A 25,697-nucleotide genomic window follows, 5' to 3' on the forward strand; every position below is an offset into this window, starting at 1 on the left:
CGTTACGGCCGTGAACATTCGCCTTTCTACGGGCGATCGCCCTTTTCGATCAGGAACACGATACGCGCCTCATTGCGCGCGGCGACCTCGACCTTGTCGCCGGTCTCGCGGATCAGGTTCGGGATATCGATGATCGAGAGGGGATCGGTGCAATGGACTTCGAGCTGGTCCCCTGCTTTGAGCGGCTTGAGTGCCTTGCGCGTCTTGAGCGCCGGCAGCGGGCATTTCAGCCCGGTGAGATCGAGTGTCGTCCTGGTCATCGCCGCAACATGGCGGGGCGGGGCGGCCGCGTCAACGTGAGGCCTCAGATCAGGCCGGCGTAGGCCAGGAAGCCGACGCCCTGCCCGGGCTCCACGCCGGTGACGGCTTCGTCGAGCTCGACCAGGCCGTCGGTCTCGACCAACGACGACAGGAGGCCCGCGCCTTCGCGCGGAAACTTGGTTACCTCGAGCGCACCGTCCTGCCCCTTGCGCAGGAAGACGCGTACATATTCCCGCCGGCCTGCCTTCTTCTTGTAGGTGAACGCCGCACGCACAGGGATCGGCGTCAGCGGCTCCGGCAAGCCGCCCGCCAGCGCCAGCACCGTCGGCCGGACCACATGGACGAAGGTGACGAAGCTCGCGACGGGATTGCCGGGCAGCCCGATCAGCGGCGTGCCGCCGATGATGCCCATCGCCACGGGACGGCCCGGCTTGATCGCCATCCGCCACAACACCAGCGAGCCGATGCTCTCGACCGCCGCCTTGACGTGATCCTCCTCGCCGGTCGAAACGCCGCCGGTGGTGAGGATCAAATCATGGCGGCCTGCAACCTGCTTCAAGCCATTCGCGAGGGAGGTCTGGTCGTCGCGCAAAATGCCGAGATCGCTGACCTCGCAGCCGAGGCGGCGCAACATCGCCATCAGCATGAAGCGGTTGGAATCGAACAGCTGTGAGGCCGCGCGTGGCTCGCCGGGCGAAGCCAGCTCGTTACCGGTCGAGAACACCGCAACGCGAATGCGCCTGACGACGTCGAGCGTGACAAGCCCGAACGCCGCGGCGAGCGCGACGTGCTGCGGCAGCAGGCGCTGGCCGGCGCGCAACGCGATCTGGCCCTCCGCGATGTCTTCGCCTGCGGGACGGACATTGGCCCCACGCTTCAGCCCCGGCGGCAGCACGACCTTGCCGGAATCCTCGATGCGGACATCTTCCTGCATGAAGACGGTCTCCGCACCCGGCGGCATCGGCGCACCCGTGAAGATGCGCGCGGTGTGGCCGGGCTTGATTGGTGCCTGCGCTAGTCCGCCGGCCTGGATGCGACCATCGAGCGGGAACGCCTGCTCGGCGCGATCAGGAAGATCGGCGTTGCGCACGGCGTAGCCGTCGACGGCCGAATTGGTGAAGGGCGGCAAGGGCAGCGGCGCCGCCACGTCGCGCGCCAGCACGCGACCGTCCGCCTCGACGAGTGTCACCGTCTCCAGATCGGCGATCGCGTTGACGCGCGTCGTGATGAGACCAACGGCCTCGTCGACCGACATCATAGGGCCGCCGAAGGCAAAGCAATCGTCCGAAAGTTGTGCCATGGTGCCTCGTCAGCGTATCGCGGCGCTCTTCGCCACAGCTTCCTCGACCGGCATCGCCGCGCGCAGCAGCAATGCGGCAGCAGCCGCGATATCGTCGAGATGGACAGTCGGCAGCCCGGTGTCAATGGCCGTGTCGGTCGCGATCCCGGCAATCCCGGGATCGTCTGGAAACAGCAGCGGCTTGGCGTTCGCCGCGCGATGCACCTCGATCTTGCGGTGCGGCTCGCGCTTGAAGCCCTCGACCACGACGAGATCGACCGCGGACAGCTTGCTCAAGAGTTCCGGCAGGCGCGGCTCCGCGGCGCCACGCAGCTCATGCATCAGGGCCCACCGGTTTGACGACGCAACCAGCACTTCGGCCGCGCCGGCCTCGCGATGCCGCCAGGAATCCTTGCCGGGCATGTCGACGTCGAACCGGTGATGCGCATGCTTGATGACGGAGACGCGCAGGCCCTGCGCGTTGAAATGCGGGATCAGCCGCGTCAACAGCGTGGTCTTGCCCGCCCCGCTCCAGCCTGCAAGGCCGATGACTTTCATAACCGTTTGATCTCCTACGGCTCGCCAGTCGGTGGAACCAACGCTCCCTCCCCGTCATTGCGAGCGCCGCGAAGGAAATCCAGAGTGTCTCCGCGGATGTATTTCTGGATTGCTTCGCTGCGCTCGCAATGACGAGTGGAGGCATTTTTGCCCATTCGCTGCCATGCTTATATCGGCTTGACCCGAATGTCATGCTAACCTCGCGACCATGATGAAGATCGACAAAGCTCCCGTGCCCCTGATCATCCCGGACCCGGACGACCCGCGCCTGACCCAGAGCGTGACCGGGACCGACCAGACCGGCGCCAGGGTCGAGATCAAGGTGCCGATGGAGCGGCCGCTGACGCTCTACCTGAATGCCCAGGAGATCGTCACCATGATGACGATCGGCGACTACCCGGAATATCTGGCGCTCGGCTATCTGCTGAACCAGAACATGCTGAAGTATAATGACGCGGTGACCGAGGTCGAATACGACGACGACCTCCAGGTGGTCGTGGTGCGCACCACGCACCACACCAATTTCGAAGCCAAGCTGAAGAAGCGCACGCAGACCTCCGGCTGCGCGCAAGGCACCGCCTTCGGTGACCTGCTCGAGGCGGTCGAGAGCGTGGCGCTGCCGAAGGCCGAGCTGCGCACCTCCTGGCTTTATCAGATGACGCAGACCATCAACACCATGCCCTCGCTCTATCTCGAGGCCGGCGCGATCCACGGCTGTGTGCTGTGCAAGGAGGGCAGGCCACTCTGCTACACCGAGGATGTCGGCCGGCACAACGCCGTCGACAAGATCGCAGGCTGGATGTACCGCCACGGCGTCGATGCATCGGACAAGATCCTCTACACCACGGGGCGTCTCACCTCGGAGATGGTGATCAAGACGGTCCGCATGGGCATTCCGATCCTGGTGTCGCGCTCCGGCTTCACCGCCTGGGGTGTCGATCTCGCCCGCCAGGTCGGATTGACGCTGGTCGGACGCACCCGCGGCAAGCGCTTCATCGTCCTCGCGGGCGAGGAACGCATCGTCTACGACCAGGACCTCGCTTACGTCGAGGAGGAATCGGCCAAGCACAAGCGCAAGGGTGAAGGTGGTGACGACTAGGTTTCCTGCGACGCAAGGCGTGCTGCTCGCCGGCGGTCTGGCGCGGCGCATGGGCGGCGGCGACAAGCCGATGCGCACCATCGGCGGCCGCACCATTCTGGAACGCGTGATCGCGCGCCTTTCGCCCCAGTGCAGCAGACTGATTCTCAACGCCAATGGCGATCCAGCCCGCTTCGCCGCGTTCGGCCTGCAGGTCGTCCCCGACGACGTGCCCGGATTTCCCGGTCCGCTCGCGGGCATTCTCGCGGCGCTGGATTGGACTGCGGCGAACCTGCCGGAGATCGCATGGGTGCTCAGCGCCGCCGGCGACTGCCCGTTCCTGCCGCGCGATCTCGTCGCCCGCCTGCATGAGGCGCGGCAGCGTGAGAACGCGGAGCTCGCGGTCGCCGCATCAGGCGACCAGTCGCATCCGGTGATCGGCTTGTGGCGCGTCGCCTTGCGCGAGGAACTGCGCCACGCGCTGGTTGTCGAAGACCTGCGCAAGATCGACCGCTGGACCGCGCGCTATCCGCTCGCGACGGTGACCTGGCCGACCGAGCCGCTCGATCCGTTCTTCAATGCCAACACGGTCGAGGACGTCACCGAAGCCGAACGGCTGGCAGCGCTGGATGAGGCGTCCTGACGACTTACGATTTCGGAAACTCGTTGAGGAGCTGCGCCCAGATGATCGCGAATGCGATCAGGCCGCAGAGGCCGAGGGCCGTGGTGAACCGCGGCAAGCGGCCGATCGCAACCATGAGCCAGGCCGGCAGGAAGAACGCCCCGAAGACCATGCCCAGCGGAAACACCGCCAGCCATTGAAAGCCGCTGCGGTCGCCCTGCGGGACATTCGCGATGTGATAGAAGGTATAGATCCAGAATAGCGTGCCGGCCGCCGCGATGAGCGCAGCGATCTTGCGGAAATTGAGAGGCGTTGGCGCTGTCATGACTTGGCTCATAGTCCTTGGTCGCGACGGCAGCCACCCAAGTTCATGACATCTTGAACCGGACCGGGGAAGGGAGCGACCACAGCCCTGAACATTCCCCGGATGAGCCATGGCCGCCCCTCTCTTGCATACCATTTTCGACTTCGTCGATTTCGTCTTCGATCTCTCCGAGACGATCGATCGGACGAGACAGCTCAGCAAACCCGATCTCATCGAGGTGCCGCCGGATCCGAAGCCGCTGCCGCCCGCCGCACGGCGTGCGCTTGCCGAGGCCGAGGATCGTGAGCAAAGACGGGAGCGAGCCGCTCAGGCCGCCGGCGGGACCGACCGGGCGTCGTAGCCGTAGACTCCCGCAGGCGCGGCTTGAACGCCGCGTCGTCGTCTGTCGCCTATGCCGGCCGGAAGCCCGCTTGCTCGAGCGCCGCGCGCGCCACGTCCGAGCCAAGAGCGTCGAGAAAGGCCCGCACTGCCGGCCGCTCCTTGCGCGCCGTCACCAGCGCGAAGTCATAATGCTCTTCCGCGAGCGGAATGAAACCGAGGCCGACCGCACGGGCGACCGGCGCAATGGTCATGCCCCAGTCGGCGCGGTGCTGGGCCACGGCCGCTGCGACCGCATTGTGCGAGCGCGGCTGGTTCCAATAGCCTTCCGGGCGCACTCCGCCGAGCAGCCGGTCGATCAGGATGCGGGTGCCGGCGCCCTGGTTGCGGTTGACCATGATGCAGGCGGGGTCGGCGAGCGCCGCGGCGACGGCGTCCTTCGCACCAAGACCTTCGAAACGCTTGTCGCCCTTGCGGAACACGATGCCCTGCATCCGGCGCCAGCCCGGCACGAGTTCGAGCCCCTCCACGAGATAGGGCGTGTTGTAGGTCTCGCTTTGATCGTCGAACAGATGGATCGGCGCGAGATCGCATTCACCGCGCTTTGCGGCCGCAAGTCCGCCGAGGCTCCCCACCGCGATCGAGCGCACGGTGAGGCCGGCATGCGCGAGCCCAGCGGTGACGAGATCGAGCCCGGTGCAATGGCTGCCGACGATGACGAGATCAGGCACGCGCACATGCGGCGTGAACAGCGTCACCTCGGCTTCGGTCCCGGCCGGCATCTGGTCGGCGAGCGCGTCGATGCACAGGAAGCCATCGGCCTGCGCGAATGACGTGATCGCACCGGAGCCCTTGCCGGAGGGATAGGCGATCAGGCGATCTTTGCCTTCGACCAGCGAGACCATCACGAATTCGGTACGGCCGAGCTCGGAAGCGATGCGGACCGGCACGGTTGCATTCACCTTGGCATCGGAGCGCGGCGGCAGTCCGGCCATCCTGCGCAGCACCGGCACGATCATGTCATGGAAGGTGAACATCGCCGAGGTCGGAAAGCCCGGCAGGATCACCACCGGCTTGCCATCGCACACCGCAAGGCACAGCGGCTTGCCGGGCTTGAGCGCGACACCGTGCGCAATGATGCCGGGGTGGCCGAGACGGCCGATGATGCGGTGGGACAAATCGCCCGCGCCTTTCGACGTTCCGCCCGACAGCACCAGCATGTCGGCATCCGCCAGTGCAGCGCGCATGGCGGCTTCGAGCTTTGCCTCATCGTCGGGAATGGCGCCGAGGAAGACCGCCTCACCGCCATTCTCGTCGATTGCGGCCGTGACGATCGCACCATTGGTGTCGTAGATCGCGGCGGGCGCGAGCAGCTCTCCGGGCTGCACCAGTTCGTCGCCGGTGGAGATCACCGCCACGCGCGGCCTGCGCGACACACTCACCTCGGCGATGCCGCACGCGGCCAGCATGCCTATCTCGCGCGAGCCGATGAGCGTGCCGGCGCGCAGCAGCGCCTCGCCGCGCGCGATATCGGATCCGGCATAGGAGACGAACTGCCCCGGAGACGCGGCACGACGAACCTCGATCGCATCGGATCCTGCCGGCTGAGTGTGCTCGACCATGACGACGGCATCGGCGCCGCGCGGCAGCGGACCGCCGGTGGCGATCGCCGTTGCGGTTCCAGCCGCCACTTGCAGCGCCGGCGCAGTGCCGCAGTGAATGGTTTCGCCGTTGAGCCGGAGGTGAACAGGCTTGCCTTCGCCCGCCGTGACGACATCGGCCGAACGCACGGCAAAGCCGTCGACATTGGAGCGGTCGAACGGGGGAACATCGATCGGCGCCGTGACGTCTTCGGCAAGCGCCGCACCGAGCGCATCGGCGAGCTTGCGCATCTCGGCCGGAATCGGGCGCGGGAACAGCGCCGCCTCGAAGCGTGCCAGCGCTTCCTCCCGCGACAGGATCTTGAGGAACTGCTCTTGTTCGAGCGTGCTGCGCGCTTGCGATCGCGGAATCATCGTCATGCCGGAACCCATATCATTCCCGCATCAGATAGGCATCGACCGGCGTACCCGCCGCAAACCCCTCGTGGCTGGCGGGGATGAGCAGCCATGCATCGGCACGCGCAATCGCCTGGAGCGGCCATTCGCCCACGGCAAGCGGCATCCACGCATGATGTTCCAGGGACAACAGGGTCATTTCGGCGATGCCGACACTGGATGCGATCTTACGCGCAAGCGGCAGGAGCACCTGTCGCCGCGATTGCCGCGCCGAGAGGCGATCGATGAGCGGAAGCACGAGCGCAAGCCAGACCGCAAGCGCATGATCGGGCGAGCCGGGCAAGGCGATCACGAGAATCCGCCCGAGCCGACCGACCGCGGCGGTGCGTCCGGGCTGGAGCGCAAGACCATGGACCAGCACCTCGCCACGCTGGGCCAGGGCGATGACAGCAGCATCCCGGCGGCCGACACCGCTGCCGCCGACCGTCAGCAGCAGATCGCACGAGGACACATCGAGCGCATCGGCAATCGATGCCTGGTCGCGCGCGCCGGCCTCGAACGTCTTCACATCCAGTCCCGCTGCGCGCGCGAGCCCGGCGATCATCTGCGCGGTTGCCGTTGCGCCCGGCACATTGACGATCCGCAGCCGGGGCCGCCGCACACTGAGTTTCCCCAGGCCCGCGACGCGTGCCAGCAGGAGATCAGCCGTACCGACCGGACGACCCTCGACGCCGGCAGGCGTGCCTTCTGCGACGTCGCTCCCGGCGCGCCTGACGTCCTGCCCCGGCACGCCTTCCGCGAGCACCTGCGCGAGCGGCCCCGACACCTCCACGGCGTCGGCACCGAGTACACAATCGCATCCCGCCAGCATCGCCTCGCCGGCCTCGACCCATTGCGGCGTTTTCGTCAAAGGCAGCGGCGAATAGGAGGACGCGCCGACGAGATCATTGGCGCGGAGCGCAAAGCCGTCCACGGCGGCAATGTCGTGCGGCGGATGGGCCGCAAGCAGCGGCGTGCCCGCCGCGATGCAACCGGCCGCGTCGGCCAGCGGCAACTCCACCGGTGCAAGCGGCTCGAGCCCGTTCAGCGACGCGGCGAGCGCAATCTCGAGCGGCGTGAGCGAAGACGGCAGGCGCTGGGTCATGCACCAACGTGGACCATGCATCGCCCGCTTTGGCAACCGGCGGCGATGCGGGCCTAACCGCCCGACCGGTCCGAATTCGGGAAGAACAGCTGCTGCCCGCCGACCTTGTAGCCGGCGATCGCCGTCTGCCCCTCCGGCGAGGTCAGCCAGTCGATGAAGGTCTGCGCGAGATCCTTCTTCACGTTCGGAAACTTCTCGGGGTTCACCAGCATGACGCCGTACTGATTGAGAAGCCGCCGGTCGCCTTCGACGACGATGTCGAGATCGCCGCGATCCCTCAACGCGATCCAGCTGCCGCGGTCCGACAGCACATAGGCATTCGCGGCGCGCGCGGCGTCGAGGGCCGAGGTCGTGCCTTGCCCGGCCTCGCGATACCAGGCGCCCTTGGCAGCGCCGATGTCGATGCCGGCGACGATCCAGAGCGCGAGCTCCGCGGCGTGGGTGCCCGACCGGTCGCCGCGCGTCACGAACGGAGCGCCCTTGGCTTCGATCGCCTTCAGCGCGGTCGCGATGTCCTTGCCCTTCACGGCCGCGGGATCGCTCTTCGGCCCGATCAGCACATAGTCGTTGTACATCACGTCGAAACGCTTCACGCCGAATCCGTCGGCGACGAATTTCTCCTCCTGCGGCCGCGCGTGCATCAACACCACGTCGGCCTCTCCCCTCCGCGGCCCGCTCAGCACCTCATCGGCGCGCCGCGCGATCACGGTCACCTCGATGCCGGTCTTGTCGCGGAAGATCGGCAGCAGATAGTCGAGCAGGCCGGACTCCTGTGTCGCTGTGGTCGAGGCCAGCACGATCGCCCGGTCCTCCGCGGATGACGCCGCGACGCCCGCGATCAGGCCGCAGAAAAGCGCGAATGCTACGGACGGGCGGCGGACGGCCATGATCGGGTTCCCCACTGGCTAAGACGCGACCATGATGGCGAGCGATTATGCCGCACTCGTGACGCATCCGCTGCCTTGCGCTCCGCAGTCGGGATATATCGGCAAAGCGCGCACACACTTTGAGATCGTTCACCAAAGCAGAGATCGCGTGTGAGGATGTGTTGCAAAGCAGCGAGATCATCGGGCATGGTTCCCGCGGATACGAATTGAAATGCAGAATTCCAACCTGCAAAGACGTCAAAAAGAAGCAAGAATTTGCATAGGAATGCAGGATGGAATTCCTGACCACCAGCGAAGCCGCCGACTACCTTCGGCTCGGCGAGCGCAAGCTGTATGAACTGGTCACCACCGGCGCGATCCCGTGCACCAAGGTGACCGGGAAGTGGCTCTTCCCGCGGCACGAACTCGATCTCTGGGTGCTGTCGGGCCTTGCGCGTCCGGCCGGCATGCTGATCGCGGAGCCGCCGCCGGTCGTGGGCGGCAGCCAGGACGAGCTGCTGGATTGGAGCTTGCGCGAGTCCGGATCAGGCCTGGGATCGATGAGCGAGAGCAGCGTGCGCGGGCTCGAGCGCTTGCAGCGCAACGAGGTGATGGCGGCGGCGGTGCACTTCCACGGCCTGGATGCTTCCGACGATCTCGCCGGCGATGCCAGTGTCGAAGCGCTGCGCGCAGCTCCCGACCTGCATGATGCGGTGCTGGTGGCGTTCGTGCGGCGCGAGCAGGGGCTCGTGCTGCCGCAGGGCAATCCCAAGCACTTGCACGGCCTCACCGACGTGCTCGCGCTCGGCGCCAGGATGGCGGTGCGGCAACAGGGCACGGGCGCGCAGATGCTGCTCGACGTGCTGCTGAAGCGCGCGGGTGCCTCGACACGGGATTTGCGACGGGCCGAGGCGGCCTGCGTGACCGGCCCGGACCTTGCCGAACTGGTCCGCGCCGGCCAAGCCGATTGCGGCATCGCGACGCGCGCCACCGCGCGCTCGGCTGGCCTCGATTTCGTGCCGCTGGTCTGGGAGAACTTTGACCTCGCGATGCGGCAGCGCAGCTACTTCCGTCCCGCCATGCAGGCCCTGCTCCGCTTCCTGGGCGAACGGCGGCTGCGCCAGCGCGCCGAGGAGCTGACCGGCTATGACCCCTCAGGCGCAGGGCAGATCCGCTTCGCAGCCTGACATTGACGCCCGCCCCGAAATAGTTGCAAAAGAAACCAATTCAGCAGGGCCATACCCGGCAAAAAGCAACACCGGCCAACGCGCCGGATCAGGGAGGACAAGCGTGAATCCAACCAGATTTGGACTGCCGGTCGCGGCCGCCTTGACGGCGGCGCTGATGTCGGGTGCCGCACTGGCGCAGGTGTCCGACGAAATCGTCAAGATCGGCGTGCTGACCGACATGAACGGCCCGGCCTCCGCGCCGACCGGCCAGGGCTCGGTGACGGCGGCGCAGATGGCGATCGACGATTTCGGCGGCACCGTGCTCGGCAAGCCGATCAACATCGTGATCGGCGACCATCAGCTCAAGGCCGACATCGGCGGCACCATCGCGCGGCGCTGGTACGACGTCGACCAGGTCGATTTGATCGTCGACGTGCCGGTCTCGGCGGTCGGGCTCGCGGTGCAGAACGTCGCCAACGAGAAGAAGCGGCTGTTCATCACCCACTCCACCGGCACCGCGGACTTCCACGGCAAGTTCTGCTCGCCTTATGCGATCCAATGGGTGTTCGACACCCGCGCGCTCGCGGTCGGCACCGCGGACGCCGTGGTCAAGCGCGGCGGCGACAGCTGGTTCTTCATCACCGACGACTATGCCTTCGGCCATTCGCTGGAGCGTGACGCCTCCGCGGTCGTCACAGCAAACGGCGGCAAGGTGCTGGGCTCGGTGCGGCCGCCGCTGGCGACGCCGGACCTCTCCTCCTTCGTGCTGCAGGCGCAGGCCTCCAAGGCCAAGATCATCGGCATTGCCGCCGGCCCCCCCAACAACATGAACGAGATCAAGACCGGCTCGGAGTTCGGCGTGTTCAAGGGCGGCCAGCAGATGGCGGCGCTGCTGGCGCTGATCACCGACATTCACGGCCTCGGCCTGCAGGCCGCGCAGGGCCTGTTGCTGACGACCTCGTTCTACTGGGACATGGACGACAAGACCCGTGATTGGTCGAAGCGCTATTTCGCCAAGATGAACAAGATGCCGTCGATGTGGCAGGCCGGCGTCTATTCCAGCGTGATGCACTATCTCAATGCCATCAAGGAGGCCGGCACCGACGATCCGCTCAAGGTCGCCGCCAAGATGCGCGAGAAGCCGATCGAGGATTTCTTTTCCCGCAACGGCAAACTGCGCGAAGACAATCTGATGGTGCACGACCTCTGGCTGGTTCAGGTGAAGACGCCGGAGGAGAGCAAATATCCGTGGGACTACTACAAGATCCTCACCACGATCTCCGGCGACAAGGCGTTCGGGCCGCCGGACCCGGCGTGCCCGCTGGTGAAGAAGTGAGATTGGCGAGCGCGACGCCGCGCTGACGGTGCACCCTCTCCCTTTGCGGGAGAGGGTGGATTCGCGAAGCGAAGCCGGGTGAGGGGTTCTCTCCTCACGGACTGCCTCGCGAGTGGAGACATACCCCTCATCCGGCGCTTCGCGCCACCTTCTCCCGCAAGGGGAGAAGGAGAAAAGCGCCATCGCTACTTCACCACCCCGATCTCGCGAAAATACTTCATCACGCCGGGATGGATCAGCTCCGGCCTCGGCGCGGCCGCGACCGTGTTCGACGCGGTCGTTTCGCAGGCTTGTGCGAGCTTCTTGCAGAATGTCGCTTGGGCACCGTGCAGCGTCTTGGCGAGGCGATAGGCGACGTCGTCGGGCAGATCCTCCCGCGTGAGGACAAAACTCCACGATCCCAGCGAGGCGATCGGCGCGTCCTGTTTCGGATAGCTGTTCGCCGGCACCAGCAGCGGCTTCAGGAACGCATGCTTGGCGCGGATGCGCGTCATCTCTTCAACATCAGGCGCAATGAAGCGTGCGCCCGACGCGCTCGATGCGACCGCGGCGAAGCCGGGCCAGCCGATGCCGGCGCCCCACAGCGCTGAGACGCGGCCGTCCTCGACCATCGCGGGGCCGTCGCCGGCGCGGTCGAGATAGACGGCCTTGAAGTCCTCGTCCTGCTTGAGCCCGAGACCATCCAGCACGTAGCGCGCCAGGATCGGCAGGCCCGAGCCCCTGGCGCCGAACGCCACCGGCTGGCCGACGAGATCGCGGATCGTCCTGTAGGGACTGTCCGCGCGCACCACGAACATGCCGGGATTGGAATAGATCGCGGTGAGGATCTTCAGCCGCACGGGCGCGCGGCCGATGCCGGCGAAGGCTTCATAGGCCGGCTCGCCCGCGACCAGGGCGAGATCGAGCTCGCCCTTCTCGAGCAGCGGAATGTTCTCGTTGCTGCCCTTGGTGTTGCGAGGTGCGATGGACATCTGCGGATCCGCCGCGTTCATCACCTCCGCAAAAGCGTTGCCATAGAGCGGAAAGCCGCCGCCGGGCGTGGCGGTGCCAAGACTGATTGTTTGGCTGATCGTCCTGGTCGGAATGGCGTTGCCTCCGGTTTGAGCGGCGGCGGGGCCGGCGAGCAGCACCGCGGCGAGAGCGATCATTGCGAATCTCATGGTGGTCCCTGACGGACTGCGTCAACACCGACTTGCGGCGATGTAGGCAGCAGCCCGATTTTGTGAAAGCATGCCCCCAAACGACAATAGAACAATGGGAGGCGTCATGTTGCGAATTATGCGTCGGGGTGTTTTCGGGCTGGTCATTCTTGCAACGCTATTCAGCGCCACCCCTCCCGCCTCCGCCGCCTATCCCGACCGCCCCGTGCACTGGCTGATCGGCTTCTCCGCCGGCGGCCCGGTCGACATCGTGGCGCGGATCATGGCGCAGTGGCTGTCGGACCGCCTCGGCCAGCAAGTCATCGTCGAGAACCGCACCGGCTCCGGCGGCAACATCGCCGCGGCCGCCGCGATCAACTCGCCGCCGGACGGTTACACGTTGCTGTTCGTCGCGCCCAACAACGCGATCTCGACCTCGCTCTACAAGAAGCTGCCGTTCGACTTTCTGCGCGACACGGTTCCGGTGGCCAGCATCATGCAGCTCACCAACATGCTGGTCGTCTCCAACGCGTTCCCGGCGAAGACGGTCCAGGAGTTCGTCGACTATTGCAAGGCCAATCCCGGCAAGATCTCCTTTGCCTCGTCCGGCAACGGCACCTCGGTGCACATGTCGGCGGAACTGTTCAAGGTGCTGACGAAGTGCGACATGGTGCACGTGCCCTATCGGGGATCTGCGATCGCCTTCCCCGACATCATCTCCAACAAGGTGCAACTGATCTTCGACAACCTCCCCTCCGCGCTCGAGCAGGTGAAGGGCGGCAATGTCCGCGCGCTGGGCGTGACCTCGCCGCAGCGCTGGCCGAGCGTGCCCGACGTGCCCGCCATCGCCGAGACCGTGCCCGGCTTCGAATCGGTCGGCTTCTACGGCATCTCCGCACCGAAGGGCACGCCGCCCGAGGTGATCGAGACCCTCAACAAGGCCGTCGGCGAAGCGCTGAAGGACCCGAAGCTGGTTGCCAAGCTCACCGAAGTCGGCGGCCTTCCCAAGACGATGACGCCGGCCGAGTTCGGCAAGCTGGTCGCTGATGAGACCGAGAAGTGGAAGAAGGTGGTCGAGTTCGCGGGGGTCTCGGTGGACTAGCGAGGGGCTCTGCAGCGAGCTTGCGACACGTCGACAACGCATCGGAGGGGCCCGGAAGGCCCTTCTCTCGTAAAAAGTCGCAAAACAACCCCATGCACAGTAGACGGATCCAATGATTTCAAGGGGTTAGCGGACAGGAAAAAGCTCCGTTCGCGGGGCGGTTTGCGTCGTCGGGCAAAACAGTGGCATACAGGGATCATCGCCGATTTCGGTTATTTGAAAATGACCGGCGGTGCCGCCCGGGCGTTCCCGTCCGCCGGAGCCGGCATTGCACCCCCGCCTCCGTCCCTGTAAACGAACCGCGCACCGTTGCCGGCCGCACATCTGCGACCGCCTCGCGGCGGGGCCTGTAGCTCAATGGTTAGAGCCGGCCGCTCATAACGGTCTGGTTGCAGGTTCGAGTCCTGCCGGGCCCACCAAGGCAAACGTTGGACGCCATCAAAGTTTAAGACTCGTGCCAACCGGGCTGGCCTCGGCACCGCGAATATCTAGACTAGCCGGTTTCTATGCCCAGCGACACCTTCTAAGATCCGGTGAATAATCCACTCCTCTCGAAGGGACGCCTCGGCGCGTCCGCTGAGATATTACGTTGGACATCATTTCCACGACGGGGGCAGCTATGGACCGCACGTTGCGCCTCGCGCGTGACAGTCGCAGGAGGGCATGGCCTTCGATGCGGACTGAGGTATCCGTTATTGCGACAGAAAGCCGGGTCTGAGATTTATGCGTCTGTTTAAACCCCATCGCCCCCCGATTTGACACAATCGATCATGAGCCGGCGCAGCCAGACCGCGCCAGGATCGTCGTGACTTCGTTCGTGCCAGAGCAAGCGATAGCCGTAGGGCGTCACCTGCGCCGGCGGCTTCAGCATCACGAGGCCGAGCCGCGGCGCAAGCTGCCGGGCCGCCCGCGAGGGCATGGTCACCAGGTAATCCGACGCTGCCGTGATCACCGCGGCCGTTGCGAAATATGGAACACGCAGCGCGACGTGCCGCTTGTAGCCGCGCGCGGCCAATGCGGTATCGATCGGCCCGCCCTGCCCGCCGAAAATGCTGACCACGATGTGCGGCCAGGCCGTGAATAGCTTGATCGGCAGCACGTCCTTCGCCCCGCGCACCTCCTTGAGCAAAGGATGCCCTTGCCGGATCAGCGTCACGAAACTTTCGCGGAACAACTCGCGCGCCCGAAACGAGCCGGATACCGGATTATCGGCATACAGCACGAAGTCGACCTGACCGTCTGCGAGCATACGGAATACATCACGCGAGAAGCTGACGACCTCGATCGCCGCACCGGGGGCCTCGCGCGCAAAGCGGGCGGCGACATTGGGGAGGATCGCGAGCGCTCCATAATCGGTCGTCGCGATGCGGAAGATGCGGTCGGTGGCGGAAGGATCGAATTTCGGCTTGTGGAGAAATGTCTCGACACTGCCGAGCAGATTCGCCAGTGGCTCGCGCATGGCCTCGGCGCGGAGCGTCGGCATCATGCCGCTTGCCGCCTTCACCATCAGTCGGTCCCCGAACAGGCGCCGCAGCTTTGCCAGCGCACGGCTGATCGCCGGTTGACTGCTGCCGAGACGCTCAGCGGCGCGCGTGACGCTGCCGGTCTCGAGCAGCGCATGCAACACCACCAGGAGATTGAGGTCGACTCTCGCCAAATCCATCGAACGCATAACGCAAATTCTATCATGATATTTGTGGATGACGCCAGATCGACGTACACAGCCTTCCATCGCCGCTATGCCGGAGAGGCCGTCATGCCATCAGATCTCAACTTCAGTCGTCGCCTCCTGCTTGCTGGCAGCACGGCCGGAGCGATGACGCCGCTGCTGGGCATGCCGGCAGCGATCGCGCAAACGCTGTCTGCCAAGGCAAATTCCGGCCACTACAGTTTTCGGATTGGCGATATCAAGGCAACCGTCGTCAGCGACGGCACGCTGAGCGGCAATCCGCGCATCTACGCCTCTACCGCGCAGGCGGACGAACTCGGCAGGACGTTGAGCGATGCGTTCCTGCCGATCGACACCTTCAGGCTCAACCTGAACACGCTTCTGCTGGAAAACGGTGACAGGAGAATCCTGATCGAAGCGGGTGCAGCGCAAACACTCGGCCCCGATGGCGGACATCTGTTCCGCAATCTTGCGGCGATCGGCGTGCAGCCCGAACACGTCGACGCCATCGTGATCACGCATACCCATCCCGATCACGTCGGCAATCTCAGCCGCTCCGACGGATCGAGCGCTTTTCCGAAGGCGGCAGTCTATATTCCCGAAGAAGATTTTGCGTTCTTTATCCGTAATGAGCCGGACCTCTCGCGGCTGCCCATGCCGGAAGACTTCCGGCGTGCCTTCATCGCCAATATCAAGCGCAGCGTGGCGCCGGTCGCCAAGTCTGCCGTGCTGTACCGGCCGGGCAGCGAATTGTTGCCCGGCATAACGACGATCGCCGCCGGCGGCCACACGCCGGGCATGTCGGCAATCCTGGTGCATTCTGGCACGCAGCAATTGCTAATCACGTCCGATGCCGCCTATAGCCCCCTGCTCAACATCGACAATGCCTGGCGGCCCGGCCCCGATCTCGATCCTGACTCCGCCTTGCAGTCGCGCAGGCGCTTGTTCGACCGCGCCGCGACGGAGCGCATCCCGGTGCTTGGGTTTCATTTTCCGTTTCCGGGCCTCGGCAATATCAGGAAAACGGACGGCGGCTATCGCTGGGTGACGGCGAACTGGCGGTTCGACGGCTGAATCGAAGCAAACCGGCTTGCTTTAGAATCGATTCCCGCGTTGGCGCTACGATGCAGAAGCCCCAGGCGCGATGACGAATCCCTGGTCACGCTTGAGCTCGTGCCCGCCCAAACCTTATAGCTTCCGATAAGTCACATGCGCTGCCGCGCACGATGCAGGCGCGGTCATCGATCGCATAGAACCAGTCATCGAAGTTCAGCTTGAACGACTTGCCATCGCCTTGAGGCGTGTCGCGCGTGTACTTCCAATGGAAGGCACAACCGGCCTGCTCGCCGGCTGCTTCGCCTTCCAGGCGGTTTTCATGGCCGGTGTACTGACCTTCACCTAGCTTGTGAACGGTCCAGCGCAGCGTGCGCTATGACCGTCGTCGAAAGTGTAGGTTTCGGTCAGCGCGACCGTGTCGGTGTCCGCGTCCAGCTCGCCATGAGCAGTGATCGTCGCGCGCTTCAGAAGCCCGTCTGCGCACTACGGTTTCTCCGCCGGGATCCGACCATCCGGATCCATTTCAGATACTCACGGTGATCGGTGGTGAAAGCCGTGGTGCTGGGCAACGCCAGGCGTTGTCTCATAAGCCCTGTTGAGTCCAAACAAGGGAGCCGCGCCGCCAGGGCGTTCCAGGCCCATTCTGCCTGCTGGCGTCAGTTCGCAGTCATTCAACACATCCCGATCGGGATATTGCGCCTGAAACGAATCTGGATCTTGAGTCGCCCACAATGGGCACTGGGCGCTTGCAGAGCTTATCGCGCCAATCGACATAATCGATGCAATAACAAAGGTCCTGAATCCAGTCATGGTCATGCTCCTAACGGCTGTTGTTGTTGTGCGGAGCATTCGCGCTGGTTCGAATCGGCTGCTCTGTTGAGCGCGTTTCCTTCGAGTTTCTTGGATGAACATTAGGTGGGTATGCGCTCGGGAAAAACACGCTGTGAAAAATCACAGCTGCGCGAATGGCAAATCGGTATGCTCACGCTTGCGTGACGCACACCCGCATCCCCGCGTGTCTGAAGTCGCGTCACATCGGACACATTCGCCAAAGTCGCTCCAGCATCGGCTGCTGAGTGCAGACTCCATGCGATATCGAATATGATTACCAGAACCAGGTCATAATCCGTACGAGGGATGGGGTGGTTAACACCCCTCGCCGCCGACTTGGCGCCCTTCGAGCGCGGCGAGATTGGTCCCACCTATTCCGAGCCGCGCTAACCGCTTGCGGATCTCCGCGATTTCGCGGTGATCCGCCCGCGTGACGAAATCGATCGCAAGGCGTCCTGCGCTGCCGCGCCGGCCCTCGCCGTTTTTGGTCGCGACAATTCCGACAGTATCCCGACGGCTTTGAAGTCGCCGGCCAGCATTGGGGCTTCGTCTGGCTCTGCGCAAGGATAGCTTGCCAATTGCATCAACGCCATTTCGGGGTCATTTTCTTGGGAGTTTTCACGCCACTTGTCCCGTCCTCCAGCTGGGTCAACAGTCGGGACGCACGAACAAGGTCTTGCGTACCGAACCCTTCGGTGAATTCATCGAAAATCGGAGCGAGCAATCGAACCGCCTTCATCTCGCGGTCCGTCGCCGCCCAATGAGTGGCGAGGTCGGTGGCGATCCGAAGCGCGAAGGTCAACGCGCCGATGGCGCGAGCTTCAGCCAGCGCCTGTTGTAGCAGCTTCTCGGCGCGGACTGTTTCGCCGGCATGGAGAAGGATCGATGCATTGACCCGCAGGAGTTCCGAGCGGCACCAGCGCTCGCCCTGTCGTTCCTGATAGTCGATGGCTCGCCTGATGGCGTCGCGCGCTGGCGCGATCCGCCCTTGCCGCAGATATGCGCTTGCGAGGAAACCCAGATAGCTGCCGATCCGCATCAGGAAACGGCATTCGATCAGTTCGTCAATCGCGGCTCGGATATCCTGCAGCGCGTGCGGATCGCCGCGCAAGTCGCGCAGGCAGGCGGAGAAATAGCGCTCGACCGCAACCCAGCGCGAGATGCGCTCGCGTTCGAGATTGCGACGCAGCCGTTCTGTGAAGATCTCAAGCGCGCCAAGATCGCCGGTTTCGAGCGAGATAGGCAGTGCGGCGAGCCCAAATGCATTCGATTGCGACACCCAATGGCCCCCGCGGTCCGCAGCCTCAACGGCCTCGCGCGCCAGTCTGGTGGCGTAGTCGGCTTGCCCCTGCATCCACGCGACGAAGGGCAGGTTGAAGCGCACGGTGACGAAGCGGTAGACCTCGTTCGCATCCTTGCGCGAGCGGCCCTCGGCCAGCGAACGGGTTGCCGCGAGCCGATCGAGAACCGGGCGGCTCTTGCTCAATTCGCCTGCAAAGGCGCGGGCCCATGCCAGGGCCCTGTCGGCTTCGGATGTCGCCGTCGAATCGCGCGCCCGGTCGGCCAGCGAGGTGGCCTCCTCAAGATAGGTGATGGCGCGCGCGACTTCGCCGATCTGCAGCAGATAGAACGCAAAACCCACCAGCGCCCGCTGCTTATACTCGATGCTGTCGGCGCGTCTTGCGAAGGCGATCGCATCAAGCCAGGTGACCTCGTTCTCATTCGAAATCTTGCGGGCGTAGAAGAGGCTCCATCCGAGCGCACAGGCGAGCTTTGCTTTCGACAGATCGTCGCAGGCGACGCTCTTGGCCAAAGCGAGCGCGCTCTCCAGCCGCGCCTGCGCCTCCGACAAGATGAAGGTTTCCGACCACAGGGGGATCGCCGCAACCGCAAGTCTGATGCCGAGGATCGCATCGCCCTGCTCGCCGAACGACCATGACAGCGCGGTTCTCAGATCGGCTATGCGGCCGAGGTAGCGCTCGGTCCAATCGGCCGGCTCGCGCCAGTTCCACTCTTCCTCGGACTGCTCGAACAGCGCAAGCATGCGCTCTGCATGACGGCGCGGCGCCCGGCCGCACGCCGGATCGCCCTGACGCCGCTCGGCGGCATAGCGGCGTGTGCTGTCGAGCAGCCGGTAGCACAGGCTCGCCCCCCGGGCCTGCGCGCTCAACAGTGATTTGGCGACGAGGCTGCCGAGTCCGGTCACGACGTCGACTGGCGTGAGCCCGGACGCTTCCGCGACGAAGACCGCATCCTCGGCCTCGAATCCGTCACTGAATACGGACAGCAGCGCGAAAAGCCTGGCTTCCCTCTGCGACAGCAGCCGGAAGCTCCACTCAATCGTCGCCATCAGGGTCTCATGGCGCGGCGGCGCGTCGTCGGTCCCGGTGGCGCTAAAGCCGAGCTTCTGATCGAGAATGACCAACAGCTCCCGCGGCGTGAACCTGCCGATCTGAGCCGCAGCCAATTCGATGGCGAGTGGGAGTCCGTCCAACGAGTGGCAGACCGCGGCGATGGCTTGGCAATCATCGTCGACAAACTCGTAGTCAGACCATTCGGCGGCGCGGCGGACGAACAACTCCACCGCCGGGAACCTGACAGCCTGATCAACCGACAGCCCCAGCCCAGATCTCGGAGAAGCGAGAGCGCCAAGCCGCACGACATGCTCGGAGGTGTTGCCGAGCGGCTCGCGACTCGTCGCAAGCAGCCGGGACGGCGATGTGTCCGTCGTGAACTTGCTGGCGAAGATCGTGGCGGCGGGCAGCACATGCTCGCAATTGTCGAGGATGAGCAGCATCTGCCGCGGCCTCAGATAGTCGAGGACAGCAGCCAGACCAATGTCCGTATTGCCCCTGATACCGAGTGCCGTCACCAGCGCCGCGCCGAACAGAGTAGGATCTGAGATCGTAGCGAGATCGACGAAGCAGATGCCGTCGCGATACCTTGATGCAAACCCTTGGGCGACGGCCACCGCCACGGTCGTCTTCCCGATCCCTCCTGCGCCGGCCAGGGTCACGTGCCTGTCCTCAGCGAGCAGATCGGCGATTTCGACGATGTCGGCTTCGCGTCCGACGATGCCGCGCGGCAATGGCGGGTGGGAATGGGGGAGCGGATCGGCCAGCGTAGGCTCCTCCTCGATCTCGCCGATGCCGGCCTGGACATCGGCGATGAATTTGTACCCGCGCCGCGCCACGGTCGCGATGTAGATGGGCTCCATCTGGGTGTCTCCCAGCGAGCGCCGCAAGCTCCACATATTGACCTTAAGATTGCTGTCGTGGAGGAACGTGCCCGGCCAGGCTGCCGCCATCAGCTCGTTCTTGGTGACTAGCTCGCCACGGCGCTCCACCAGCAGCCGCAAGAGCTCGAACGCGCGTCCGCCCAGTTTGACGGGACGCCCGTCGAGAAGGAGCAATTGGCGGCGGGGTATCAGTCGAAATGGGCCGAAGCAGTAGGTGAGCTCCCGCCGGCCTGTGCCCCGTTGTCGTGCCTCCGTGGCAGCCCGCATTGATCATTGCCAATCGATCGAACCGATCGACCGGTATTATCATGCACTGCAATATTATTGAAGAGAACCCTTCTGAGTTCGTACGATTTGCCGCAGGGCAATGCGACCAAACGCGCGCGGGGACGGTTCGGCTATTTTTTGGGCTTGCCGAGAATGGCCATGCGCATGACTTCGACGCCGCCATCGGCAAGTTCCGGAAGCTTGGCGAACCACTCCTTCACATAAGGCATTGCATTGTGTGCATCGAAATCGGCCTGGCTGGCGAACACTTCGTAGAAGATGAAGTGTCCGGGCTTGGCGCGGTCTTCCTGAAGGAAATAGATCAAGTTCTTGGGATCGCTGCGGACCAGGTCGATCAGCGGCAAGGTGGCGGCGCGCAGCATGTCTTCCTTTCCAGGCTTGGCACGCACCTGGGCCACCACGGAATATGCACCCTCCGGGATTTCCTGATAGTGCACGCGCGGCGCTTCCTGAGCCACAGCCGGAAGCGTTGCTGGCAGCATAGAGGCGATCAGCAGGGCGGCGAGCGAGTTGCGGACGAGAGTTTGCATCGTGAAGTCCTTGACAGGTGATTGTATCGCCGGTGACCAGCGGGGGCGCCGACAGCCGCCCGCCGCACGAGCGTCTAGCGCACGATCTTCTGTTGCCGTTTTGCCAAGGCCTCGCTGAAGCGCTTCTTGACCGGACCGAGCGCCTTGACGAATTCGAGTTGCTCGCCCTCTGGTCCCTTGCAGTAGATCAGCTCCCAGCCGTTCGATGGTTCGGCGGTCACCCGGTTCGTGTTGGTGTTGCGGGGCGCGGCCTTGCGATCCGCCTCCGTCATGACGCGGATGGTGCGGTTCGCTCTCACCTGCGTCATGCCGCGGCGCGCCGATTCCGCTTCGAGATCGGCAATGAACTTGTTGAAGTCGACATCGTCGCGAACATAGAAGCAGATGTGCATCATGCGCGGGAAAGCAGGGCTCATGTGCTCCACCGGTTCGGCGAAGCTCTTCGCGCTGCCGATGGGCTGATCAGCCTCGCGATATTGCAGCAGTTCCAGCACCATGTTGTCGAACTGGATGAAGCGGACATCGAGCCGCTGTGCCCCGCTTCGCAAGTCGGGCACGCCAATGGTTCGCGGATTGACCCCGCGTGCGTTCGCCTCAATCTCCTGGTCGGCCAGCAGCGTGTTCTGCACCCCGTCGCCCTGGAAGTCGCCGTGCCGGAACACCTCGGTGCCGCCAAGAACCTCCGTGTAGAACTGGTACGCCCGTTCCATGTTCTGGACCGTCAGCCCGAAATGCTGGACTCCCTGGAGCCGCGCGCCGAGCGGCGCCTCGTCGCGCTCGGCCTCCTGTGCCGCGGCCCGTGCGTCGATTGCCGTGCCGGTGACGAGGCCCGTGACGACGGCGGCGCCGGCGGTCTGAAGCAAGGCGCGGCGACCCATGTCGGTGGGGTTGTCGGTTTCATCTGTCATGTTGCTCTCTCCTTGGTCGTTCGGTGGATTGGTCTGCCTTCTGCTGCCGGCCGGAGCAGCGCCTGGCCGAGGTGACGTGCCGCCCTCGAGCTTTCAATCAGCGGCGGGAAGCGGAGCTGCGGGGCTGACCAGCCCCTCGGAGCGGAGCTCGCGCCAGAAGTCCGCCGGGATGGCCTCCTCGAACGCCGCGCGATCCTCGGCGATGCGCCCAGGACGGCTCGCTCCGGGAATGACGGCAGCCACCACCGGGTTTGCCAGCGCGAACTGCAGGCCTGCCGCCTTCATGCTGATGCCGTAGCGGCCGGCGATCGCCTTGATCCGCGCCACCTTGTTGAGGATTTCCGCCGGCGCCGGGGCATATTCGAAGTTCGGACCGCCGACGAGCGCGCCAGAACTGTAGGGGCCGCCGACGACGATCGCGAGCTCGTGCTCGGCGACCATGGGCATCACCCGCTGCAGCGCCCTTGCATGGTCGAGCAGCGTGTAGCGGCCCGCGAGCAGGAAGCCGTCAGGGCGCGGCTCTTCGAGCGCGAGCAGCAGCTCGATCGGCTCGACCCGGTTGACGCCGAGGCCCCACGCCTTGATCACACCTTCGTCGCGCAGCCGGTCGAGCGCCTTGAACGCGCCCGTGCGCGCGCTTTCGAAGACCGAAAGCCACTCGTCGCCGTAAAAATCCTGCGCCACGTCATGCACGAAGACGATGTCGATGTGGGACGTAGCGAGCCGCTTCAGACTGTCCTCGATCGAACGCAGCGTCGCGTCCCGGGAATAGTCGTTCACGATCCTGTTCGAACGCCCGTATTTGAACACGGCCCCCTTCTCGCCGAGGTCGCGGGCGCCGATATCCTCGATCTCGTCCAGGATCAATCTTCCGACCTTGGTGCTGACGACATAATCGCTTCGCGGCCGGCCTCCGAGCGCGGCGCCCATGCGGATCTCGGCAAGACCCGCGCCATAGAAGGGCGCGGTGTCGAAATAGCGGATGCCGTCGTCCCATGCCGCATTCACGGTCGCGAGCGCTTCCTGCTCCGGGATGTCGCGAAACATGTTGCCGAGCGGCGCCGCGCCGAAACCCAGTCTTCCCGGCAGAATATCCTTGAGGCCCACGTTGCGAGTCCTTGTATGGCTGCTGAACCGATCCGAACGCCGTCCGGCCGGTCTCAGTCGGTCGCGGATGTGTCCGCACTTCTGATGAACGCCGCGACCTCGCGGGGATGCGACAGCATCACCGCGTGGCTGCTTTTCATCTCCGTCACTTTCGCGCCCGAGCGCTTGGCCATGGTGCGCTGCGCGGTCGGCGGGATCATGTGATCCTCGCTCGTGACCATGTAATAGGTCGGCTTCGTCTTCCAGGCCACGCGGTCGACCTTGGTCTGCACCGCCTGCAGTCCCCACGGCAATTGCGCGGCACCCATGAAGCGGGTCGTCGCGATGTCGACGTCGGCTGCGAAAGAGGCAGGGAATTTATCGCGGTCGACGAGGAGATAGTTGCCCTCGGCGACCAGCGGAGCCTTGTGCTCGCCGGCGGGCACCGGCGCTTCCGCCAGCGTGCTGACCGACTCTCCGGCATCGGGCGCAAACGCCGCGAGATAGACCAGGCTGCGAACCTTCGGATTGTCGCCGGCCTCCGTGATGACCATTCCACCATAGGAATGGCCGACGAGAACGACGGGATGCCGCGCCTTGGCGATCACGCGCTCGGTCTCGGCGACATCGTCGCGAAGCGAGATCGTCGGCTGCTGGACGACGAGCACTTCATAGCCGGCATTCGCGAGGACGTCGTAGGTGTCCTTCCAGCCCGAGCCATCGACGAAGGCGCCATGTACGAGGACGACGGATACGGTCTTCTCGGCCGCGATCGCGGGAAGGGCCATTGTGATCGACATTGCGGCAAGCGCAGGGACGAGCATCTTCATACCAGGCTCCGATCTTCGAGACGGCGGCATCGCCGTTGATGGATGCTTCCCTAGCGCTCGCAAGCACTGCGGTATTTCCGATTCCTGCGCGATGACCGACGCATCTTGCTCAACCGCGGCGAGACCGGCTTTTCAAAGCCGCGCGCGCCGCGCTCCAAGCCCTTGCTTTACCTGGCTTTTACCTCTTTTAACCGCGCCGCCTCTGGACTTCGCGATCGCCGCTTGTGAGAAATTCGCGATCGGCGTGGCAGCGGCCGGGGCTGCAACTCATCACCGGATGGAATGATCGCTCGATCGCGATACGGGACCGGGATTCGCCGCAACGAAGCGGAGGTCGTGATGGCGCTCGTGACGCATGGAGATCAGAAGTACAAGAACAGCGAGAAGCTCGCGGAGGCCAACGACTGGCCGGGGCTGAGCATCGAGCATCGCAAGTTCGAGGCAGGGCGCCAGGCAACGCCCGTTCCCATCTGCACCGAGCTCGTCATGCTGCTGTCGGGCGGCGGCATGGTGTGCCGCGCCGGCAACGGCACAGTCCAGAAGAGCTTCGCCCGGCCGGGCATGAGCTACCTCGTTCCGGTGGGGACGCAGGAGAGCCATCTCGAGCTTTCGGACCGGATGGAGTGTCTTCATCTCTACCTCCCGCCGGCGCTGCTGGACCAGAGCGCGCTTGCGGACTTCAATATCGATCCGGCAAAGATCGAGATCGCCTACGCCCACGGTCTGACGGACCAGGTGCTCTTCCACATCTGCTCGCCGCTTCGGGATCTGCTTCACCGTCCGCGCAAACCGACTGACGCGCTGTTCGTGGAGGGAATCCAAGTAGCGCTCGCGGCGCATCTGCTGGGCAATTATACGATCGATCGTTGGCGCGCGCCCGACAGGTCGCCGTCACTCGACCCACGGCGCCTGCAGCGCGTACAGGACTATATCGAGGCTTCTCTGGGAGACGAAATCAGACTCGAGGACCTGGCGGCTCAGGCCTGTCTCAGCCCCTATCATTTTTCGCGGCTGTTTCGCGAGGCGACCGGACTATCGCCGCACCGTTACGTGACTGATCGCCGCGTGCAGGCGGCGCGGCACGAACTTGCGTGCGACCGCCTGTCCTTGGTCGAAATTGCCCTGGAGTTCGGTTTCGGCTCGCAGGCCAACTTCACGCGTGTGTTCCGCAAGGCCGCCAGTCTCACGCCGGGGCAGTATCGCGAATTGTGCTGCGGTCAGGCCGACGTGAAGAGCGATCGTTCCGATACGGCGCTCCGCAGGGATTGCGCATGATTCCGCAGGAATCGGAAATGCGGCTCTTGGCTGCCCGGGTATTGTTCTGGCAACGACAGATTTAGCGCACCGTCCTTTATGGACTTCTCCAGGAAACGCATCATGACACAACATGTTCTGTTTATCGTCAGCAACGCAGCGGTGATCGGTCCGAAGAATCGCAAGACGGGCTTCTTCTTCGCTGAAGTCGCCCATCCGTTCGATGTTCTTGACAAGGCGGGCATCGCCGTTGAGTTCGCTTCCTTAAGAGGTGGATGGACGCCGTATGATGCTTACGACGAGAAAGATTCCGCGGAAAAGGCCTTCCTTGAAAGCAAGGCTTTTCGCCGCCTCAATCGCAGCCGCAAACTTGCAGAGGTGGATGCCGCCGATTTTGATGCCATTCTCGTGCCCGGCGGTCTGGGGCCGATGGTCGATATCCAGCGTAACCCTATCGTTCAGAATGCAGTCGTGCGCGCCTGGAGTACGGGCAAGCTTGTGTCTGCCGTTTGTCATGGTCCGTGCGCGTTTCTCGGGGTGGACCTTGGCGATGGCAAGCCGTTCGTGCAGGGCAAGAAGCTGACTTCGTTCTCGAAGAAGGAAGAGTATGATTACGCGCGCGAAGACGTTCCCTACGAACTGGAAGATGCCCTGCGGGCGGAGGGCGCCGGGTATACGTCCGCAGCAAACTGGCAACCGCACGTCGTCGTCGATGGACGCCTCATCACTGGACAGAATCCGGCCTCAGCTGGGCCCATGGCAAAAGAGCTGCTGGCAGCACTGAGAGATCTGTAAAACAGGCAGGCTAGCATC

At 64.5% G+C, this 25,697-nt stretch carries 25 protein-coding genes, 1 tRNA gene and 2 pseudogenes; 11 read left to right on the plus strand and 17 right to left on the minus strand.

Going from position 1 to position 25,697, the window contains the following annotated elements:
* Window positions 1–26: 26 nt before the first annotated feature.
* The 3 genes from ACFDR6_RS34685 to mobB are packed head-to-tail and all read right to left on the minus strand — an operon-like array spanning window position 27 to window position 2,098.
* Window positions 27–260 (minus strand): sulfurtransferase TusA family protein, encoded by a 234-nt coding sequence (locus ACFDR6_RS34685; RefSeq protein ID WP_212092694.1) that lies wholly within the window; start codon window positions 258–260, stop codon window positions 27–29.
* 44 nt (window positions 261–304) lie between these two features.
* A complete protein-coding gene (locus ACFDR6_RS34690) occupies window positions 305–1,561 on the minus strand; it encodes a molybdopterin molybdotransferase MoeA (protein ID WP_375861102.1) in 1,257 nt (418 codons plus the stop codon).
* 9 nt (window positions 1,562–1,570) lie between these two features.
* Window positions 1,571–2,098, minus strand: coding sequence for a molybdopterin-guanine dinucleotide biosynthesis protein B (gene mobB, locus ACFDR6_RS34695; protein ID WP_375861103.1), 528 nt, complete (start codon window positions 2,096–2,098; stop codon window positions 1,571–1,573).
* A gap of 208 nt (window positions 2,099–2,306) precedes the next feature.
* Here mobB and fdhD point away from each other — a divergent pair, with 208 nt between their 5' ends.
* Window positions 2,307–3,197, plus strand: coding sequence for a formate dehydrogenase accessory sulfurtransferase FdhD (gene fdhD, locus ACFDR6_RS34700; RefSeq protein ID WP_212092697.1), 891 nt, complete (start codon window positions 2,307–2,309; stop codon window positions 3,195–3,197).
* Entirely contained in the window at window positions 3,178–3,819 is a 642-nt protein-coding gene (mobA, locus tag ACFDR6_RS34705; RefSeq protein ID WP_212092698.1) for a molybdenum cofactor guanylyltransferase MobA, read from the plus strand. The genes fdhD and mobA overlap by 20 nt, the downstream gene beginning before the upstream one ends.
* A gap of 4 nt (window positions 3,820–3,823) precedes the next feature.
* On the opposite strand, the gene ACFDR6_RS34710 is transcribed toward mobA, so the two are convergent.
* Window positions 3,824–4,123: a hypothetical protein gene (locus tag ACFDR6_RS34710; RefSeq protein WP_212092699.1), complete on the minus strand. Its 300-nt coding sequence runs from the start codon at window positions 4,121–4,123 to the stop codon at window positions 3,824–3,826.
* A 109-nt stretch (window positions 4,124–4,232) separates the two neighbouring features.
* Here ACFDR6_RS34710 and ACFDR6_RS34715 point away from each other — a divergent pair, with 109 nt between their 5' ends.
* On the plus strand, window positions 4,233–4,463 hold the full coding sequence (locus tag ACFDR6_RS34715; RefSeq protein WP_375861104.1) for a hypothetical protein: 231 nt from the start codon (window positions 4,233–4,235) through the stop codon (window positions 4,461–4,463).
* Between the two features lie 49 nt (window positions 4,464–4,512).
* On the opposite strand, the gene ACFDR6_RS34720 is transcribed toward ACFDR6_RS34715, so the two are convergent.
* Genes ACFDR6_RS34720 through ACFDR6_RS34730 form a run of 3 tightly spaced genes read right to left on the minus strand, consistent with a single transcriptional unit; the run spans window position 4,513 to window position 8,469 of the window.
* Window positions 4,513–6,462, minus strand: coding sequence for a molybdopterin biosynthesis protein (locus ACFDR6_RS34720; RefSeq protein WP_375861105.1), 1,950 nt, complete (start codon window positions 6,460–6,462; stop codon window positions 4,513–4,515).
* Between the two features lie 13 nt (window positions 6,463–6,475).
* Entirely contained in the window at window positions 6,476–7,582 is a 1,107-nt protein-coding gene (locus ACFDR6_RS34725) for a molybdopterin-binding protein (protein ID WP_375861106.1), read from the minus strand.
* Between the two features lie 53 nt (window positions 7,583–7,635).
* The gene (locus ACFDR6_RS34730) at window positions 7,636–8,469 is read right to left on the minus strand and encodes an ABC transporter substrate-binding protein (protein WP_375861107.1); all 834 of its coding nucleotides are present in this window, start codon (window positions 8,467–8,469) and stop codon (window positions 7,636–7,638) included.
* 272 nt (window positions 8,470–8,741) lie between these two features.
* On the opposite strand from ACFDR6_RS34730, the gene ACFDR6_RS34735 reads away from it, so the two are divergent.
* Both ACFDR6_RS34735 and ACFDR6_RS34740 read left to right on the plus strand, forming a co-directional pair.
* Entirely contained in the window at window positions 8,742–9,635 is an 894-nt protein-coding gene (locus ACFDR6_RS34735; RefSeq protein ID WP_375861108.1) for a substrate-binding domain-containing protein, read from the plus strand.
* Between the two features lie 103 nt (window positions 9,636–9,738).
* A complete protein-coding gene (locus ACFDR6_RS34740; RefSeq protein ID WP_375861109.1) occupies window positions 9,739–10,953 on the plus strand; it encodes an ABC transporter substrate-binding protein in 1,215 nt (404 codons plus the stop codon).
* Between the two features lie 185 nt (window positions 10,954–11,138).
* Here the strand turns inward: ACFDR6_RS34740 and ACFDR6_RS34745 are convergent, their stop codons facing one another.
* On the minus strand, window positions 11,139–12,113 hold the full coding sequence (locus ACFDR6_RS34745; RefSeq protein ID WP_375861110.1) for a TAXI family TRAP transporter solute-binding subunit: 975 nt from the start codon (window positions 12,111–12,113) through the stop codon (window positions 11,139–11,141).
* Between the two features lie 106 nt (window positions 12,114–12,219).
* Between ACFDR6_RS34745 and ACFDR6_RS34750 the strand changes: the two genes are divergently transcribed.
* Both ACFDR6_RS34750 and ACFDR6_RS34755 read left to right on the plus strand, forming a co-directional pair.
* Window positions 12,220–13,194, plus strand: a complete 975-nt coding sequence (locus ACFDR6_RS34750) for a Bug family tripartite tricarboxylate transporter substrate binding protein (protein WP_375861111.1) — start codon at window positions 12,220–12,222, stop codon at window positions 13,192–13,194.
* Window positions 13,195–13,537: 343 nt separating this feature from the next.
* Window positions 13,538–13,613, plus strand: a tRNA-Ile gene (locus ACFDR6_RS34755).
* A 314-nt stretch (window positions 13,614–13,927) separates the two neighbouring features.
* Here ACFDR6_RS34755 and ACFDR6_RS34760 read toward each other — a convergent pair.
* Together ACFDR6_RS34760 and ACFDR6_RS34765 are read right to left on the minus strand one after the other, a co-directional pair.
* Window positions 13,928–14,653: a LysR substrate-binding domain-containing protein gene (locus ACFDR6_RS34760; protein WP_375861181.1), complete on the minus strand. Its 726-nt coding sequence runs from the start codon at window positions 14,651–14,653 to the stop codon at window positions 13,928–13,930.
* A 66-nt stretch (window positions 14,654–14,719) separates the two neighbouring features.
* Window positions 14,720–14,926, minus strand: a pseudogene (locus tag ACFDR6_RS34765) (helix-turn-helix domain-containing protein); the annotation flags it as partial.
* 24 nt (window positions 14,927–14,950) lie between these two features.
* On the opposite strand from ACFDR6_RS34765, the gene ACFDR6_RS34770 reads away from it, so the two are divergent.
* Complete coding sequence (locus ACFDR6_RS34770) at window positions 14,951–15,937, plus strand: MBL fold metallo-hydrolase (RefSeq protein ID WP_375861112.1); 987 nt, start codon at window positions 14,951–14,953, stop codon at window positions 15,935–15,937.
* A gap of 85 nt (window positions 15,938–16,022) precedes the next feature.
* On the opposite strand, the gene ACFDR6_RS34775 is transcribed toward ACFDR6_RS34770, so the two are convergent.
* Both ACFDR6_RS34775 and ACFDR6_RS34780 read right to left on the minus strand, forming a co-directional pair.
* Window positions 16,023–16,286, minus strand: coding sequence for a DUF3833 family protein (locus tag ACFDR6_RS34775; RefSeq protein WP_375861183.1), 264 nt, complete (start codon window positions 16,284–16,286; stop codon window positions 16,023–16,025).
* A gap of 1,047 nt (window positions 16,287–17,333) precedes the next feature.
* A complete protein-coding gene (locus ACFDR6_RS34780) occupies window positions 17,334–19,517 on the minus strand; it encodes an ATP-binding protein (RefSeq protein WP_375861189.1) in 2,184 nt (727 codons plus the stop codon).
* A 189-nt stretch (window positions 19,518–19,706) separates the two neighbouring features.
* On the opposite strand from ACFDR6_RS34780, the gene ACFDR6_RS34785 reads away from it, so the two are divergent.
* Window positions 19,707–20,078, plus strand: coding sequence for a hypothetical protein (locus tag ACFDR6_RS34785; RefSeq protein WP_375861191.1), 372 nt, complete (start codon window positions 19,707–19,709; stop codon window positions 20,076–20,078).
* On the opposite strand, the pseudogene ACFDR6_RS34790 reads toward ACFDR6_RS34785, so the two are convergent.
* The 5 genes and pseudogenes from ACFDR6_RS34790 to ACFDR6_RS34810 form a co-directional block, all read right to left on the minus strand.
* A pseudogene (locus ACFDR6_RS34790) lies at window positions 19,980–20,255 on the minus strand (winged helix-turn-helix domain-containing protein); the annotation flags it as partial. The gene ACFDR6_RS34785 and the pseudogene ACFDR6_RS34790 sit on opposite strands and share 99 nt — an antisense overlap.
* Before the next feature lie 131 nt (window positions 20,256–20,386).
* Window positions 20,387–20,758, minus strand: coding sequence for a putative quinol monooxygenase (locus tag ACFDR6_RS34795; RefSeq protein WP_375861184.1), 372 nt, complete (start codon window positions 20,756–20,758; stop codon window positions 20,387–20,389).
* A 122-nt stretch (window positions 20,759–20,880) separates the two neighbouring features.
* A complete protein-coding gene (locus tag ACFDR6_RS34800; RefSeq protein WP_375861113.1) occupies window positions 20,881–21,714 on the minus strand; it encodes a VOC family protein in 834 nt (277 codons plus the stop codon).
* A 93-nt stretch (window positions 21,715–21,807) separates the two neighbouring features.
* Complete coding sequence (locus tag ACFDR6_RS34805; RefSeq protein ID WP_375861114.1) at window positions 21,808–22,821, minus strand: aldo/keto reductase; 1,014 nt, start codon at window positions 22,819–22,821, stop codon at window positions 21,808–21,810.
* Window positions 22,822–22,874: 53 nt separating this feature from the next.
* Entirely contained in the window at window positions 22,875–23,630 is a 756-nt protein-coding gene (locus ACFDR6_RS34810) for an alpha/beta fold hydrolase (RefSeq protein WP_375861115.1), read from the minus strand.
* Window positions 23,631–23,969: 339 nt separating this feature from the next.
* Between ACFDR6_RS34810 and ACFDR6_RS34815 the strand changes: the two genes are divergently transcribed.
* Together ACFDR6_RS34815 and ACFDR6_RS34820 are read left to right on the plus strand one after the other, a co-directional pair.
* Window positions 23,970–24,905: a helix-turn-helix domain-containing protein gene (locus tag ACFDR6_RS34815; protein ID WP_375861116.1), complete on the plus strand. Its 936-nt coding sequence runs from the start codon at window positions 23,970–23,972 to the stop codon at window positions 24,903–24,905.
* Window positions 24,906–25,007: 102 nt separating this feature from the next.
* On the plus strand, window positions 25,008–25,679 hold the full coding sequence (locus ACFDR6_RS34820) for a type 1 glutamine amidotransferase domain-containing protein (RefSeq protein WP_375861117.1): 672 nt from the start codon (window positions 25,008–25,010) through the stop codon (window positions 25,677–25,679).
* Window positions 25,680–25,697 lie beyond the last annotated feature (18 nt).

The sequence above is a fragment of the Bradyrhizobium tunisiense genome (assembly GCF_042263385.1).
In the GTDB taxonomy this organism is placed as follows: Bacteria; Pseudomonadota; Alphaproteobacteria; order Rhizobiales; family Xanthobacteraceae; genus Bradyrhizobium; species Bradyrhizobium tunisiense.